The organism is Actinosynnema sp. NPDC037264 (genome assembly GCF_055603705.1).
In genome coordinates, this window is sequence record NZ_JBVJVK010000084.1 from 1 (window position 1) to 15,742 (window position 15,742).

Consider the following 15,742-nt stretch of genomic DNA (forward strand, 5'->3'; position numbering starts at 1 on the left):
AAAAAAGACACCCCACCCCCCCCCCACCACCCCCCCCCCCCCCCCCCCCCCCCCCCCCCCCCCCCCCCCCCCCCCCCCCCCCCCCCCCCCCCCCCCCCCCCCTGCGCCGTGCCGCGGCCGGGTGCCGCGGCTGCGAGCTGTACAAGCCGGCCACGCAGACCGTGTTCGGCGCGGGGCCGGGCGACGCCGGGTTGGTGCTCGTGGGCGAGCAGCCCGGCGACGTGGAGGACCGGCGGGGCGAGCCGTTCGTCGGGCCGGCGGGCCGACTGCTGGACAAGGCGCTGGACGAGGCCGACCTGGCCCGTGAGGGCGTCTACCTGACCAACGCGGTGAAGCACTTCAAGTTCGTGCCCGCCGAGCGCGGGAAGCGGCGCATCCACAAGACGCCGTCGCGCGGCGAGGTGGTGGCCTGCCTGCCGTGGCTGCACGCCGAGTTGGCGCAGGTCCGGCCCACGTTGGTGGTGTGCCTGGGCGCGACGGCGGCCAAGGCGGTGCTGGGCAGCGCGTTCAAGGTCAGCGAACGCCGTGGCCGGGTCGAGCGGGTCGAGGACTACGACGTGATCGCGACCGTGCACCCGTCGGCGGTGCTCCGCGCCCCCGACCGCGACGAGGCGTACCGGGGCTTCCTCGCCGACCTGAAGGTCGTGCGCGCCCACTTGGGCTGAGTGCCGGTGCCGACGTGCCGGTGCCGACGTGCCGGGGAAAGTGAAACGGCCCCCTGACCGCTTCCCGCACCAAGTGCGGGCCGAGCTGGACTGGGCTCGGGGTCACGGGGGCCGGGTGGCTGCCTGGGATTCGCCCAGACCACCTGGGAAAGGTCGGTCCTAGCGGACAGCCACCTCACGACGAGTCCTATAGCTATTCAACTTCGGACCACCTCCTTCCTCGTGTGCCACGAACCTATGCGAGGGCGCGCGACGCGTGCAACGGATATTCGGGCTCGGCCGGGGCGTGCAGCGCGGCGTCCGATTCCCGCCGGACTGGAATGCGCCGGCGCGACACGATCGTGGCATGAACTTCGAAGGCAAGGTCGCCCTGGTCACGGGCGGCAGCAGGGGTATCGGCGCGGCGACCGCGGTGCGGTTGGCGGAGTTGGGCGCGGACGTCGCGATCACCTACCGGACCAGTCCGGGTGACGTGGTCGACCGGGTCAAGGAGTTGGGGCGGCGGGTAGTGGCCGTGCGGGCGGACAGCGGTGACGCCGACGCGGTGGTCGCGGCGGTGGAGGAGACCGTCGCGGTGCTGGGGCGGTTGGACGTGCTGGTGAACAACGCGGGCGAGTTCATCGTCGGGCCGGTGGAGGAGCTGGGGGTGGCCGAGTTCGACCGGACGTTCGACGTGAACGTGCGGGCGGCGTTCGTGGCGGTCAAGGCGGCGCTGCCGCACCTCGGCGACGGCGGTCGGGTGATCGCCATCGGCAGCAACGTGTCCGAGCGGGCGGTGTTCCCCGGGTTCTCGCTGTACGCGGCGTCGAAGGCGGCGTTGGTGGGGATGACGAAGGCGTTGGCGCGGGAGTTGGGGCCGCGGGGGATCACGGTGAACCTGGTGCACCCCGGTGCGACGGACACCGCCTCGAACCCGGCGGACGGCGCCGGTTCCGACGTCGTGCGCGGGTTCACGGCGGTGGGGCGTTACGCGGAGCCGTCGGAGATCGCGGCCGCGGTGGCGTTCCTCGCGTCCGAGGAGGCGCGTTACGTGACGGGCGCGCAGTTGCACGTCGACGGCGGCTTCACCGTCTGACAGCCGGGAGTCCTGCGTTCAGGCGCACCCCGGAGTCGACGCTCGGCGCAGGGTCGGCGGGCGTCGAACCCGGGGTGCGTGGACGCAGGACTCCCGCGTGCCGGGACTTCTGCGGTCGTTAGCTCGCGTTCACGTCGATGCAGGCGTAGAACGCGTTGGAGGTGTCGCCGATGTTCCAGATGGCGAGCACCGTCTGACGGCCGGACGCGCCCAGGTTCACCGTGTGCGACACGGTGGCCGGGGGTTGCTGCATGCCGCCGTCGACGAAGCCGACCCGCCTGCCGCTGACGTAGTACTCGTAGTTCGCGGTGCGGTGCCGTGCGGTGAAGGTCCAGGTGAAGGTGACGGTCCGGCCGGTGTTCGCGACCTGCCAGCCCTTGCTGTTGTCGTTCAGCTCGGCGAACCGGGCGACGCCGCCGTTGCAGCTGCGCAGGCCCTTCGGGCCTTCGACGCTCTGCGGCTCCCACTTGATGTCGCCGCACGAGACGACGCCTCGGGCGCACTGCGCCTGACGGCTGGCCGGTGACGACACGTACCCGTGCGCGTACGCGGGCGCCGAGGGCAGGGCGACCGTCACGAGGGGCGCGGCGAGCACGCCTGCCGCCACCGCGGCGATCCTTCGGCGGAGTGACATGTGGACTCCTCTGATCGGATGGGCGGAAACGCTTGTGGCGAACGCCAACCCGAGTGCGCTGGGTGGAGCGTTCACCCAAACGCGGCGGCAGGTCTAGACCATACTCTCTGTGATTGCCCGATGACAACCGTCAACCGCGCACGGACTGGGCGGGTTGTCCTGTCCGGGCGAACATGCGGCTGTACCGGATCCGGTGGGTCAGGAGACGGCCGAGTCGAGGACGTCGGCGAGTTCGGCGGGTGCCGAGAGCATCGGCCAATGCCCTGTGGGCAGGTCGAAGCGTCGCCAGGGCGGCTGGTTCAGGAAGGCCGGCATCGGGATCCCGGCATCGAGCAGGGCCTTGAAGTCGTGGCAGGCGATCAGGACGCGGTCCACTCCCGGACCAGGGTCGGTAGCCTCGGCGAGGCGCTGGGTGAAGGTGCCGAACGGCTGAGGAGTGGCGCACCCGAGCAGGCGCTCCCGCCGGCCTTCGTCGAGCCCGTCGAGGCTGCTGGACATGCCGAGAACGTCGATCGGCGGCATCGCCAGCCGCCACCCGTCCCCGAAGGCGGTGACCTGCTCGCGCAGCTGGTCGGCGACCTGCGGCGGCATGAGGTCGAGCATGCACATTCCCGCCGCGAACGGGGCGCTGTCGACGTACACCACGCGCTCCAGCCGATCATCGAGACGTCCTGCGGCCCCGGTGACCGGGGCGGCCGCGTAGCTGTGGGCCACCAGCGTGACGTCGCGCAGGTCCTGCCCTTCGACAAGATCGGTGAGGTCGCCGATGTGGGTGTCCAGATCCGTCTGGGGACCGCCCAGGTCGGCCCGGTCGGCCAGGCCCGTCAGCGTCACCGCCACCGCGGTGTGGCCGCGCTCCCGCAGTAGGCGAGCAGTCTCGTCCCAAGCCCACGCCCCGAGCCAGGCGCCGGGAACCAATACGAAAGTAGCCATGTGATCTCCCTGAAGTGCGATGTCCGCGGGAGCGTAAGGTCGATACAGGACAGAATCTGCCCTGAAACGGTCGGTGATCCATGTCGCATCCGCTCACTCGCGTGCTGACGCTGCTGGAGCTCCTCCAGTCCCACGTCCGACTCACCGGAGCCGAGCTGGCCGACCGCCTGGGCACCGATGTCCGCACAGTGCGCCGCTACACCGCGCACCTCCGGGACCTCGGTATCCCGGTGGAAGCAGAACGCGGCCGCCACGGCGGCTACCGACTGGCCCGCGGATACCGGATGCCGCCCCTGGTCCTCACCAACGACGAGGCACTGGCCGTCGTCCTGGGCCTGGTCGCCGCGGAACGCGTCGGCATCGGCACCACAGTGGCCACCACAGGCGCGCTGGCGAAGATCGAGCGGGTACTGCCGCAGACACTGCGCGAACCGCTCAACGCGATCCGCGAATCCGTCGCGTTCACCGCCAACGCCGTGATCGGGCAGGCTCCGGGCACCGGCATCCTGCTCGCCCTGGCCCAAGCCACCCGCACCAGCACCGCGGTCAGCATCAGCTACCAGTCGTGGCGCCGGCAGCACACCGAACGCGAAGTCGACCCCTACGGCGTGGTCTTCCACAGCGGCCGCTGGTACCTCGTCGGCCACGACCACCTCCGAGGCACCCTGCGAACCTTCCGCATCGACCGCATCACGTCCGTCGCCCCCCAGGCCCGCGACTTCACCGCCCCGGACGGCTTCGACGCCGCCTCCCACCTGGCCTCGGCCCTGGCGCAAGTGCCCTACCACTGGCAAGTCGAGGTGACCATCCACGGACCCATCGACGCCATCGCCCGCCGACTGCCTCGCTCGGCGGCAACCCTCACCGCGAACACCACCGGCGTCCTCATGCGCGCCCGAGCGGAACGACTGGACGGCATGGCTCACCTGCTCGCCTCCCTCCAATGGCCCTTCACCATCCACCAACCCGACGAGCTGCGGCACGCTCTCAAGACGTTGGCTGACCAGCTCGCCGAAGCAGCACAACGAGAACCGGCAGAACCGCAGCCGTAACTCGGCGCCAACGCTCGCTGGGACAACCGCACAGGACAGCGGGTGTCCTGTCCGCGCGGCGTACGAGTGACAGCGGCCCGTTCGACCGCCCTGCCCGCCGGTCGTGCACGACGATCGAGCGCCCGGGCCAGGGGGCCCGGATCGCAGAGGGAGAACGAGACATGGGTGGCAAGGGGAAGAGACTCGCCCGCGCGCTGGTCGCCGTCGTGATGGGAGCCCTGATGGTGGTCCCGCCGGCAGGTGTCGCGAACGCGGCACCCACCCGCAACGGGGTGTGCGAGGTAGGCGAGTTCTGCCTGTACTACCTCTCCTATGGCTGGGCCACGGGCTCGGCGGTGTCGGACCACACCACATCCATCCCGGAGTACGGTTCCAGCCAGCCCACCTGTTGGGAGTTCAAGGGCACCGGCACCGGTAGTGGCGTGTGCGTCAAGCAGGAGGCGGTGTCGGCCTGGAACCGCAGGTCCGGAACCGTCCGCCTCTACATCCTCCCGGGCTGTGAGGGAGAGCAGCGGTGGGTCATCCAACCGGGACAGCAAGTCCCGGATCTGGGCGTCCACGCCAACCGGAACCAGTCGCACAGCGTGGCGTCGTCAGGAACGTGCTGACCGACCGCCATCCGGGAGGTCGCCCGTTCGGCGAACCGCGGTTCGGGACCGGCTTTCGGGTCGCAGGTAGACGATCTGCCAGTCCGCACGGTCAGGGCGGACAGCGGCACCCATGTCGAGCCGGCCGCCGATCGCGCGGCGGGTGGTCTTCCCGGCGTCCACCGGGAAGACCACCCGCACCCCCGGAGCGGCGGCGTCAGCAGCGCCGGTGGTTCCGCACCGCCCACCGCGCGACGCTTTCACCGATGACGGTCTGGGGGACGAAGTACTCCAAGGGGCCCTTGACCGTCACGTACGGGTGCCAGGCGCCCGCGTCGTAGAACCACGCGTCCGCGCAGTAGCCGCCGGCGCCGACGTAGAAGGACAGGGCGCGGCTCCAGTAGAGCGGACTGCCGTCCGTGCGCCGGTGAGCCGGCAGGAGCGCCTGGTAGGAACCGGCGACGTTGTCCTTCGACACCCCGATCGAGATGGAGGTCTCGTTGCTGATGTAGCTGATCAACTGCAGCGGCGCGACGGTGGAACCGGCGGCCGGGACCGGGCCGCCCGCGTCCACCGCGTCGGCGGTCGGCGCGGCGCTCGCGGGTGCGACCAGTGAGATCGCGGCGACCACCGACAGGAACAGCACCGCCAGGCCCCGCGCCAGGATGTTCGTCTTCCTCATCGTGCCCCTCTCCTCGTCCTCTGACGTGTCGCCCGCGGTCCGGACGGCACGTCGGCGATCGTGCGGGGCCGTTCGGGTGAATTGCCCGTGATTCCCCACAATGCGCTGCTCAGCGCGATAGCCATGCACCGCCGAGCGGTTGCACGGGGGAGGAGCGGCGGATGGCGGAGTTCCGCCTTCTTGGCGCGGTGTTCGCGCTCGTGGACGGCGAACCGGTCGACCTCGGGCCGGCTCGACAGCGGTGCGTGCTGGCGGCGCTGGCGGTGGACGCGGGCCAGGTGGTCTCGGTCGACCGGCTGATCCACCGGGTGTGGGGCGAGCAGCCGCCGCTGCGGGCCCGCGAAACGCTGGTGAACTACGTGTCCAGGTTGCGCCAGGTGCTGGCCGCGAGCACCGCGCCCCTCGTGCGGCGCTCGGGCGGCTACGTCCTGGCGGTCGCACCGTCGACGGTCGACCTGCACCGCTTCCGCGATCTCCGCGCACGCGCCCGCGCCGAGGACGACCGCCGGGCGGCGGAACTGCTCGGGGAAGCCCTGGGGCTGTGGCGCGGGGACGCCATGACCGGTCTGGTCGGCGACTGGTCCGAGGGTGAACGCGACCGCCTGCACCGGGAACGCCTCGACGCCGAGTGCGACCTGGCCGACGTGCTGCTGCGGCTCGGGCGCGGGGACGACTTGGTGGCGGGGCTGACCACGCGCGTCGCCGAACACCCGCTGGACGAACGGATCGCCGGCCAGTACCTGCTGGCCCTGCACCAAGCGGGCCGCACGTCCGACGCCTTGGAGCACTACCGGCTGCTGCGGGAGCGGCTGGTCGCCGAGTTGGGTGCAGACCCCGGACCACCGCTGCGGGGTCTGCACCTGCGGATCCTTGCCGCAGACCCCGAGCTGCCCGGTCCTGCGTTACCCGGCGCTTTACCCGGTCCTGCGTTACCCGGCCCAATCCTGCCCGGCCCCACACCGTCCGGCCCGCCCCTGTCCGGACCAGCGGCGGGAACCAGCGGGACGCGGGAGACACCGCACCAACTCCCCGCCGCGCCCGCGCTGTTCACCGGTCGCACCGCCGAGCTGGTCGAGCTCGACCTCGCGCTCGCCGACCTCGGGACGGCCGTGACCTGCGTGATCAGCGGCTCCGGCGGCATCGGCAAGTCCTGGCTGGCCCTCACCTGGGCCCACCGCAACCTGCACCGCTTCCCCGACGGGCAGCTGCACGTCGACCTCGGCGGCTTCGGCCCCGGTGACCCCAAGCAGGTGACCGACGTCCTCGCGGACTTCCTGACCGCCCTGGGTGTGGACCGCGACCACCACCCGCGCGACCTCGACGCCCTCGCCACGCTCTACCGCACCCGGAGCACCGGCAAGCGCCTGCTCGTCCTGCTGGACAACGCCGCCACGTCCGAGCAGGTCGTCCCCCTCCTGCCCGGTGGGAGCGCCTGCACCGTCCTGGTCACGAGCCGGCACCGGCTGCCCGCGCTGCTCACCCGGCACAGCGCCCGTCCCGTCCGGCTCGACGTGCTGTCCGAGACGGAGGCCCGCGCCCTGGTCCACGCCGCCGTCGGCGACGTCCGCGCCACGGCCGAACGGGCGGTGACCGAACTGATCGGCCTGTGCGGCGGGTTCCCGTTGGCGCTCGGCCTGGTCGCCGCGCACATCCGCACCGACCCCGAACTGCTGGACGACCTCGTCACCGAGCTGCGCGAGCTGGGTCCGGGCGCCCTGGACTCCGACGACCCGGCGGTCAGCCTCCCCGCCGTCCTGTCCTGGTCCCTGCGCCACCTCACCGAACGGCAGCGCACCACCTTCGGCCTGCTGGGCACCGCCTTCGGCCCCGACGTCGACCCGCCCGCCGCCGCGGCCCTGACCGGACTGCCCGTCCGCGACACCCGCGCCGCGCTGCGCGCGCTCGTCGACGCGTCCCTGCTCACCCGCGCACCCGGCGACCGCTACGCCATGCACGACCTGATCCGCGCCTACGCGGCCTCCACCGCCCGTGACGAATTATCGGAGCGAGCGCGCCAGGCCGCCCTGGAACGGCTCGTGGACTTCTACCGGCACACCGCCCACGCCGCCGCCCAGCTCCTGAACACCAACCGCCTCCCGATCCGGCTCGACCCGCCCGCACCCGGTTCCCACCCCCGCCCGCTGCGGGACCGCCCGGCGGCCACGGCCTGGCTGGACGCCCACCGGCCGCACCTGTCGGCCGCCCAGCGAACCGCCGCCTCCCTCGGCCACCACGGTGCCGTGTGGCACCTGGCCTGGGCCGCGAGCAAGTTCTACCGGCAGCGCGGGCACCGCCATGACGACCTGACCGCGTGGCAGGCCGCCGTCGACGCCGCCGACCACCTGCCCGATCCCACCGCGGGCATCCTCGCCCACCGACTGCTCGGCTTCGCCCACGCCAACCTCGATCGGCACGAACACGCTGCCGCACACCTGCGCCGGGCACTCACCCTCGCCGAACACCACCACGACCGCGTCCAACAGGCCCACACGCACCACGTCCTCTCCCGCGCTCTAGAGCGACGCGGAGACCTTCACGAAGCCTTGGAACACGCCTGCCGCGCCTTGTCCCTCTACCGGGACCTCGGCGAGTCCTTGCGCGAAGCGCTCCTGCTCAACGCGGTGGGGTGGTACACCGCCCGCCTGGGCGACCACGACACCGCTCGCGAGCACTGCCGCACCGCCCTCGACCTGCACCGGCGCCACCACAACGCCGAGGGCGAGGCGTACAGCCAGGACGCCTTGGGGTACATCGAGCACCACGCCGGCCACCACCACGAGGCCATCGACCACTACCAGCGGGCCATCCCGCTCTTCCGCGAGCTCGGCAACACCGCCGAGGTCGCCCACAACCTCGACAACCTGGGCCACCCCCAGACCGCCGTCGGTCTGCGCGAACAAGCCCGCGCGTCCTGGCAGGAGGCCCTGGAGCTCTACCGGCAACAGGGCCGCACCGCCGACGCCGACCGCGTCCAGCAGCAACTCGACGAGCTCGACCGGTCGAGCTCCACCGACAGCGCGACCGGCAGAGACGAACTGCGGATCCGGTTCGCGTGAGGTCGAGAGCGCACCACGGCACAGCGGCTCGGCCGCAAGGCGCAGCTCACCGATGTGGGACGGGAGATCGCGAGCACCCCCGGAACCGGCCAGACCTTCAGTTCCACCACTTCCGCACCGGCCGGGCGGGCGAGTGCCTCGGTGGCCGGGGGCAGCGGCAGCGCTGTGCCGCCCTGGACGAACTCCCACCGCCAACCACGCGCCTGGACCAGGTCGAACACCGCTTGCCAGTCCTCCACCGACGCATCCAGGACGAACACGTCGGGAAGCGACCCCATCAGGTCGGGATCGAAGAAGCTCCAGACCTCGTCCCAGTGAAGATCCGACATGCGGCCATGGTGCCTGGCGGGTGACGCGGTCGCAGTCCACTTGCGTTGGCCGCGGCCTCGGGTGGCACCTGATCGTGGTGGCGGCCTGCCGGTCCGGGCTCAGCCGGTTCGCGTCGATCCCGGGTGCGACTCCGGCTCGGGCTCCGGCCACGACTCCGGCGCCGGGCCGAACGCGCGCCGGGCGGCTCGGACGGCCAGGGCTGCGAGGGCGGCGTTGGCACCGCCGCCGATCACCGCGCCGATGCCGAACGGGGCCACCCGGCCGAGCACGATGATCCCCTGCTTGGTGCCGTACTTGGTGATGAAGTTCTTGCCCAGGACGCTCCCTCGAGTCGTCACGTCCGCGCCCAGTCTCGCACCCGGCCGTCGCGTTCGGCCCCCGCGGCGACTCCGGCGCGGCGGGACGGCTCGTGATGTTGGTTTCGCGATCTTGCGCGCTCCGGTCGGGGCGCGCGACGGTTGATCCACCACACCTCCGGTGACGGGGGAGTGGCCGCTCTCCGCCGGTCTCCTCCCGCAGCAGCGCTGCCGCGGGGCTCGTCGCGACAGCCCGCGATGGTCGCGTCCGCTGTCGAGAGGAGGTCGTCGAGGTGGTCGTTCCTTCGAGGCGGACGGCTCGGTCGAAACCGCTGGTGCGCACCGCTCGGGTCCGCACCGCGCTTCGCCGGGTCGCGCGGTGGCGTCGCAACCGGGCGCCGAGGATCTGGAAGGTGGTGCGCGTCGCCCTCTTGGTCCTGGAGGGCGTCGTGGCGCCGCTGAAGGGAGAAGCGGCCCTCGCCATCACGGCGAGGGCGCTCCTCGTGGTGGGTGACGCGATCGTCGACGCTGGCAGGCACGAGCGATCGTGAAACCCGGGGTCCGGCCGTCGCGAGGCGGCCGGACCTCCTCCCTCACAGGGAACAGCACCGATCGGCGCAAGCCAAGACGTGCCTTCGCGTCACTACCGTGAGGGCGACACGAAAGTCGTTTCGTTCCGGCGAATCGGGAGGGGGACTCCTCGGTGACGACACCGACCTGCCAAGTCTGCGGCGGGCCCCTGTCCTCCTCGACCGAGACCGGCCGCCCGCGCAAGTTCTGCTCGGACCGGTGCCGCTCGCGCGCCCACCGCGCCCGCAAGCACGAGACCGAACGAGCCACCGCACGCCTGGCCCGGCAGTGCGACGTCGAGGTCGCCGGGCACCGGTGCGAGCGGGCCGCGGCGTTCCTGCTCGCGGTGGACGGGCGGCAGCTGAAGGTCTGCCCCGCGTGCCGGGAACTCGCGCTGGCCTTCCTGGTCGGCCAGGGCGCTTCCGTGACGGCGGTGGAGACCCGGCCGATCGCCGACGCGAACCCCGAACCGGCGCGGACCGCTCCCCACCCCTCCGGTCGGGGGAAGGTGCTGCTCATCGAGGACGACGACCGCGTGTCCGAGGCGCTGATCGGGGCCCTGCAACGCAGGGGGTACGAGGTCGTGCCGGCCCGCGACGGCCGGACGGGGCTGCGCGAGGCGATCACGCAGCGCCCCGACGTGGTGCTGCTCGACCTGGGCCTGCCCGACATGGACGGCATCACGTTGCTGCGCAAGCTCCGCGCCGCGAGCGACATCCCGGTGATCGTCGTGACCGCACGGGGCGACGTCGACGACATCGCCCTCGGTCTCGACACCGGCGCCGACGACTACCTCGTCAAGCCCTACGACTTGGGTGAGCTCGTGGCCCGCATGCGCCGGGCCATGCGGCAGCGGGCCGCCCCGGCCGAGAAGGTCTACGACGACGGGGTCCTCCGCGTGGACTTCAGGCTGCCGGAGGTTCGCGTCGGCGGCGTCGAGGCGACGTGCTCGCCCCGCGAGCTCCGACTGCTCGAGATCCTGGTCCGGTCGGCGGGCTCGGTGCAGTCGATCGACGCGATCGTCGCGCACGTGTGGGGGGATTCCTGGGCGACCGTCCCCCTGAAGCGCAACCTGGCGGTCGTGATGGCCATGCTGCGCTCGAAGCTCGCGGCCGCGGGCCTCGACCCCACCGCGATCGTCACCGCGCACGGCCTCGGTTACTACTACCAACCACCGAACCGGCCCGCGCGGCCGGCGTCGGGCCCGCGGATCGGCTACAGCCACGCCGAGCGGCTCCTGAACCCGCCGGACAAGCAGCCGCCGGGGCGCCTGGACGTGCCCGACTAAACCCGTTGGCGGGCCACGGCGACCACTGCTACCGTGCCGGCGGCCGTGCGAGAGACCGAGGAGGTGGTACCCGTGAACGAGTCGACATGGGTGCTCCCCTCCGGGGTCACGGTCGGGCGGTAGGTCGTCCGGGAGCGCCGTTCCGCGAGCACTCCCGAAAGGCACGACCATGCGGTTCACGTCCGAACAGCGCTTCGACGACGGCGTCCTCGAGCGCGAGTTCACCCTCGGCGGGATCCCCGGCATCCTGTGGACGCCCGGATCCGCCTCCGCACCGTCCCCGTTGATCCTGCTCGGCCACCCGGGCGGGCTGGCCCGGATGTACCCGCGACTGGTGTCCCGGGCCCGGCACGCCGCGGCGGAGGGCTTCGCCACGGCCACCATCGAGCTGCCCGGAGGCGGTGACCGGCCCCGTTTCGCCGCCGTCGAAGAAGCGCGCGCCGACCTGCGCCGGGCGCTGGAGGCCGGTACGCCGGTCGACGACGGGATCGTCGACCGGCTCGTCCTCCCGCTGGTCGACCAGGCGGTCCCGGAGTGGCGGGCCGCGCTGGACGCCCTCCTGCCGCTGCCCGGGATCGGCGGCCCGGTCGGGTACTCGGGAGGGGTGATCTCCATCGGCGTCCGGCTGGCGGTGGTCGAGCCGCGCCTCGCGGCCGCGCTGCTGTTCGCCGGGAGTTACGTGCCCCGCAAGGTGTTCGAGGAGGCCCGGCAGATCTCCATCCCGCTGCAGGTCCTGCTCCAGTGGGACGACGAGGGCAACGACCGGCAGCAGGCCCTGGACCTGTTCGACGCCTTCGGCTCCGCGGAGAAGACGCTGCACGCCAACATGGGCGGGCACACCGGCGTGCCCGGGTTCGAGGGGGACGACGGGAACCGGTTCTTCGCCCGGCACCTGAAGTGAGGCCGGGGCGGTAGGGGCTCTCCTGGCGAAGGGCCTGGGCGGTCCAGGGCGGGGACCGCCTCGGTGATCGTGCCGGCGTGGAACCGCCCTGGCCGCCGTCAGCTGGACGGTCGGGTCCGGGAAGCCCGCCACATCGTGTGCTCCCGGCTCACCGCTTCCTCCGCGTCGGCCACCTCGCTGGCCCACGACGGCTCGTCCTCCACCAGCTCCAACCGGCTGCGCACGATCGCGAGCTCGTTGGCGGCGAACGTGTAGGCGCGGGCCAGCGTGGACAGCTGGCGCAGGCTGATCCACGCCGTGCCCGCCGCGATCACCGCCGCCACCACGCCCGCCAGGTCGAACCGCACCGCGCCGACCGCCTTGCCCAGCGCCGCGCAGATGCCGATCACCTCGATCGACAGCAACCCGGCCCGCCACCACCCGGCCAGCCGCTCGTTGCGCGCCGCCTTGGCCGTGTACCAGCGCTGCTGGTCGGCGACGCGCGCCTCCAGGTAGGCGACCTTGCGCTCGGCGAACGGCGCCGCCCGCAGCGCCCTCATCCCCTCGGTGACGACGGGCCGCTGCGACGGCCGGATGCTCGTCGTCGGCGCGTCCTCCAGCAGCTTGTGCATCTGCTGGATGAACCGGCGCTCGGTCTCGGCCTCGCCGCCCGCCTCGCCGCCCGCCTTGTCGAACGGCAGGCCGCCGACGCTGAACTTCCACGCCAGGCTCTTCGCCGACTCGGCCAGCGCCCGGCCGTCGTACCAGCGGTCCTCGGGGCGGGCGGCCTTCAGGTTCAGCTCGGTGACCGACACCGCGGCCAACGCGATCGCGGTGCCGATCGCGGCCACGTCGACCCGACCGAGGACGAACGGCACCGCGCCGGTCGCGGCGGCGGCCACGGCGAGCAGCAGCCGCAGCCGGACCCCGCGGACGTAGCGGTGCTGGCCGTCCAGCGACGCGCTGTCCGCCGCCTCGAACAAGCCGGGCAGGTCGTCGTGGCCCAAGCCCTTCGCCGTCATCGCTCCCCCTCCGGTCGGAAGACCCGTTCGACGTGCGCGCGCAGCTCGTCGGGGCCGAGCACGGTGGTCAACGGCGAGGTGGCGATCGCGGTGGACCGCTCGTCCGCGCCCTCGGCGATGGCGTCCGCGGTCCGACCGCTGCCGCGCAGCACGACCAGCGGCCGGTTGCGGCCCAGGCTGTGCTCGGCGTCGTCGAACGTGATCGGCCCGCCGTTGACCAGCACGGTCAGCGACGGTTCCGGTCCGGCGACCACGTCCGCCACCTCGGCCAGCCACGGCGACTCGTCACCCCACGCGCCACCGGGCACCAGCACCAGGTGGGTGTGGTTCGGCTCGAACGCGTCCAGGTCCACCGCCACCTCGGCGGCCACCCCGATCAACGGGAACCGCCCACCCGCCGCCGCACGCGCCCGACCGACCGCCCGCATCACTCCGACGTCCGTGCCGCCGTCCACCACCACCGCGCCGCACGCGTCGAGCAGCGGCACCAACCCGCGCAGCACCACCCCCAACGCCTCCAGCCCGTCCCGCTCCATCCCGGCGGCGCCACCGACCAGCACCAGCACCGGCCGGCCGGCCGGCAACCCGGCACCACCCAACTCCGCCCTCGACCCGACCCGCACCCTGTCCACGATCGGCGACCGTACCGGCGCACGCGCCACCGCACCTCGTTTCACCCCCGTGCCTCTCCCTCCCGGCCGCAGCCCGACCCGATCGCACCGACCGGCGCGGGGGCCGTTCGTCGTAGCCGGCGATGACGGCGTGGGTTGGTGTCAAGCGTTACAACTCCAGTTCGGTGAGGACGAGGACCCGTTGTTCGGTCAGGTCCTCCATGGCCGCGTGCACCCCCTCGCGGCCCGTTCCCGACTCCTTGATACCGCCGTACGGCATCTGATCGGCGCGGAAGCTCGGGACGTCGCCCACGATCACCCCGCCGACGGCCAGTCGCTTGGCGGCGCGGAAAGCCACCCGGACGTCGTGCGTGAACAGGCCCGCCTGCAACCCGAACCGGGAGGCGTTCACCCGGTTGAAGGCCTCGTCGACGGACGGCACGGAGTCCAGCACCACCACCGGCCCGAACACCTCCTCGTCCACGACCTTGCACCCCGGCGGCACGTCGGCCAGCACGGTCGGCTCGTAGGTCGCGCCCGACCGCCGCCCGCCGGCCAGCACGCGCGCACCCGCCGCGACGGCCTCGTCCACCCACGCCTCGACCCGCCGCGCGGCGGCCTCGTTGATCAGCGGGCCGACGTCGGTGGCCGGGTCGGTCGGGTCGCCGGTGCCGAGCTTGCGCACGTGCGACACCACGGCTTCGGCCAACGCCGGGTACACGTCCTCGTGCGCGTACACGCGTTGCACCGAGATGCACGACTGCCCGCCCTGGTACATCGAGAACGTGGCGATCCGCTGCGCCGCCCGGTCGAGGTCCGTCCAATCCGGACAGACGACGGCCGCCGCGTTGCCGCCCAGCTCCAGCACGACGTGCTTGCGCGGCACCCGGTCCAAAATGGAGTAGCCGACCGGGCCGGAACCGGTGAACGACACCACCGGCAGCCGGGGGTCCTCGGCCAGCGCGCCCGCCACCTCGTTGGGCACCGGCAGCACCGACCACGAACCGGCGGGCAGGTCGGTCTCGGCCAGCAGTTCGCCCAGCAGCAGCGCCACCAGCGGTGTCGACGGCGCGGGCTTGACCACGATCGGCGCGCCCACCGCCAACGCGGGCGCGACCTTGTGCGCCACCAGGTTCAGCGGGAAGTTGAACGGCGCGATGCCCAGCACGGGACCGCGCGGCGCCCGCCGCACCAGCGCCAGCCTGCCGTTCGCCGCCGGGTCGGTGTCCAGCCGCTGGAGCTCGCCGGAGAAGCGGCGCGCCTCCTCGGCGGCCCAGCGGAACGTCGACACCGCGCGGGCGACCTCGATCCGCGACCACTTCACCGGCTTGCCCGACTCGGCGGTGATCAGCGCGGCCACCTCGTCCGCGCGCTCGGCGAGCCGGCGTGACACGTGGTCCAGCGCCGCAGCCCTGGCGTGCGCGGGCAGGTCGGCGAAGTCGCCGGCCACGGCGTGCGCGGAGGCGACGGCCCGCTCCACGTCCTCGGCGGTCGCGTTGGACGTCACGCCGGCGAGCGCGCCGTCGTGCGGTGTGCGGATCTCGACCAGGTCCTCGCTCGTCGCGGGCTCGCCCGCGACCCAGTACGGCGTCGTCGTCACTGCAGGGCTCCTTCAAGCACGTCCAGGCCTTCGGCCGCCCGTCGGGGATGACGGGCGGTGGCAGCAGGCAGATCACGTTCCCACGGGTACGGGTACGTCGGTACGACGACTCCGGCGGCGACCTCGGGGGAGGTCGGCTCGACGGCGGGCACCGCGTCACGCACGTCGGCCAGGGCGTGGGGAAGGGCGGTGGACTCGGTGCGTCGAGCAGCGTCGAGGTCCGGCGCGCGCGTGGTGTCGGTGGCGGCCGAGGAGGTGCGGGCGACCGGCTCGCCCGCGGGGCCCTCCGCCACCAGGTCCGGAACGACGCCGGCCGGGCGGCAGGAGCCGGTCGGGACCTGGTCGGCGACCGGCGGCACGCGGTGCGACCGGCGGCGTTCGGCCGGCCCGCGTGACCGGGGTCCGGTGATCTCCGCGCGCGGTCGGGCCATGGGTACAGCATCGACCGGCGCGGTGGCGGG

16 protein-coding genes are annotated in these 15,742 nt (G+C 72.8%); 8 read left to right on the forward strand and 8 right to left on the reverse strand.

The window, feature by feature from the left end; translation table 11 throughout:
- Positions 1-101: 101 nt before the first annotated feature.
- Positions 102-665, forward strand: a complete 564-nt coding sequence (locus ACZ7GX_RS42085) for a UdgX family uracil-DNA binding protein (RefSeq protein WP_498785906.1) — start codon at positions 102-104, stop codon at positions 663-665.
- Positions 666-1,011: 346 nt separating this feature from the next.
- Positions 1,012-1,740, forward strand: coding sequence for an SDR family NAD(P)-dependent oxidoreductase (locus ACZ7GX_RS42090; protein ID WP_498785835.1), 729 nt, complete (start codon positions 1,012-1,014; stop codon positions 1,738-1,740).
- 118 nt (positions 1,741-1,858) lie between these two features.
- On the opposite strand, the gene ACZ7GX_RS42095 is transcribed toward ACZ7GX_RS42090, so the two are convergent.
- Together ACZ7GX_RS42095 and ACZ7GX_RS42100 are read right to left on the reverse strand one after the other, a co-directional pair.
- A complete protein-coding gene (locus ACZ7GX_RS42095; RefSeq protein WP_498785837.1) occupies positions 1,859-2,374 on the reverse strand; it encodes a lytic polysaccharide monooxygenase auxiliary activity family 9 protein in 516 nt (171 codons plus the stop codon).
- Between the two features lie 198 nt (positions 2,375-2,572).
- On the reverse strand, positions 2,573-3,307 hold the full coding sequence (locus tag ACZ7GX_RS42100; RefSeq protein WP_498785839.1) for an alpha/beta fold hydrolase: 735 nt from the start codon (positions 3,305-3,307) through the stop codon (positions 2,573-2,575).
- An 80-nt stretch (positions 3,308-3,387) separates the two neighbouring features.
- On the opposite strand from ACZ7GX_RS42100, the gene ACZ7GX_RS42105 reads away from it, so the two are divergent.
- Positions 3,388-4,359, forward strand: coding sequence for a helix-turn-helix transcriptional regulator (locus ACZ7GX_RS42105; RefSeq protein WP_498785841.1), 972 nt, complete (start codon positions 3,388-3,390; stop codon positions 4,357-4,359).
- 161 nt (positions 4,360-4,520) lie between these two features.
- Positions 4,521-4,967: a peptidase inhibitor family I36 protein gene (locus ACZ7GX_RS42110; RefSeq protein WP_498785843.1), complete on the forward strand. Its 447-nt coding sequence runs from the start codon at positions 4,521-4,523 to the stop codon at positions 4,965-4,967.
- Positions 4,968-5,163: 196 nt separating this feature from the next.
- Here the strand turns inward: ACZ7GX_RS42110 and ACZ7GX_RS42115 are convergent, their stop codons facing one another.
- The gene (locus ACZ7GX_RS42115; protein WP_498785845.1) at positions 5,164-5,628 is read right to left on the reverse strand and encodes a hypothetical protein; all 465 of its coding nucleotides are present in this window, start codon (positions 5,626-5,628) and stop codon (positions 5,164-5,166) included.
- 161 nt (positions 5,629-5,789) lie between these two features.
- Here ACZ7GX_RS42115 and ACZ7GX_RS42120 point away from each other — a divergent pair, with 161 nt between their 5' ends.
- Positions 5,790-8,684, forward strand: coding sequence for an AfsR/SARP family transcriptional regulator (locus ACZ7GX_RS42120; protein ID WP_498785847.1), 2,895 nt, complete (start codon positions 5,790-5,792; stop codon positions 8,682-8,684).
- Between the two features lie 428 nt (positions 8,685-9,112).
- Here the strand turns inward: ACZ7GX_RS42120 and ACZ7GX_RS42125 are convergent, their stop codons facing one another.
- Positions 9,113-9,352 carry a hypothetical protein gene (locus tag ACZ7GX_RS42125; RefSeq protein ID WP_498785850.1) on the reverse strand — a complete coding sequence of 80 codons (240 nt, stop codon included), beginning with the start codon at positions 9,350-9,352 and terminating at the stop codon, positions 9,113-9,115.
- A gap of 374 nt (positions 9,353-9,726) precedes the next feature.
- Between ACZ7GX_RS42125 and ACZ7GX_RS42130 the strand changes: the two genes are divergently transcribed.
- The 3 genes from ACZ7GX_RS42130 to ACZ7GX_RS42140 all read left to right on the forward strand — a co-directional run bounded on the left by ACZ7GX_RS42130 (position 9,727) and on the right by ACZ7GX_RS42140 (position 12,069).
- The gene (locus tag ACZ7GX_RS42130; RefSeq protein ID WP_498785852.1) at positions 9,727-9,861 is read left to right on the forward strand and encodes a hypothetical protein; all 135 of its coding nucleotides are present in this window, start codon (positions 9,727-9,729) and stop codon (positions 9,859-9,861) included.
- 152 nt (positions 9,862-10,013) lie between these two features.
- Positions 10,014-11,168, forward strand: coding sequence for a response regulator (locus ACZ7GX_RS42135; RefSeq protein WP_498785854.1), 1,155 nt, complete (start codon positions 10,014-10,016; stop codon positions 11,166-11,168).
- A 169-nt stretch (positions 11,169-11,337) separates the two neighbouring features.
- Positions 11,338-12,069 (forward strand): dienelactone hydrolase family protein, encoded by a 732-nt coding sequence (locus tag ACZ7GX_RS42140; protein WP_498785856.1) that lies wholly within the window; start codon positions 11,338-11,340, stop codon positions 12,067-12,069.
- A gap of 98 nt (positions 12,070-12,167) precedes the next feature.
- On the opposite strand, the gene ACZ7GX_RS42145 is transcribed toward ACZ7GX_RS42140, so the two are convergent.
- From ACZ7GX_RS42145 to ACZ7GX_RS42160, 4 genes are all read right to left on the reverse strand, one after another.
- Positions 12,168-13,070, reverse strand: a complete 903-nt coding sequence (locus ACZ7GX_RS42145) for a DUF4231 domain-containing protein (protein WP_498785858.1) — start codon at positions 13,068-13,070, stop codon at positions 12,168-12,170.
- Positions 13,067-13,702 carry a hypothetical protein gene (locus ACZ7GX_RS42150; protein WP_498785860.1) on the reverse strand — a complete coding sequence of 212 codons (636 nt, stop codon included), beginning with the start codon at positions 13,700-13,702 and terminating at the stop codon, positions 13,067-13,069. The genes ACZ7GX_RS42145 and ACZ7GX_RS42150 overlap by 4 nt, the downstream gene beginning before the upstream one ends.
- A 148-nt stretch (positions 13,703-13,850) precedes the next feature.
- A complete protein-coding gene (locus ACZ7GX_RS42155) occupies positions 13,851-15,281 on the reverse strand; it encodes an aldehyde dehydrogenase family protein (RefSeq protein WP_498785862.1) in 1,431 nt (476 codons plus the stop codon).
- Positions 15,278-15,712 carry a hypothetical protein gene (locus tag ACZ7GX_RS42160; RefSeq protein ID WP_498785864.1) on the reverse strand — a complete coding sequence of 145 codons (435 nt, stop codon included), beginning with the start codon at positions 15,710-15,712 and terminating at the stop codon, positions 15,278-15,280. The genes ACZ7GX_RS42155 and ACZ7GX_RS42160 overlap by 4 nt, the downstream gene beginning before the upstream one ends.
- Between the last annotated feature and the right edge of the window lie 30 nt (positions 15,713-15,742).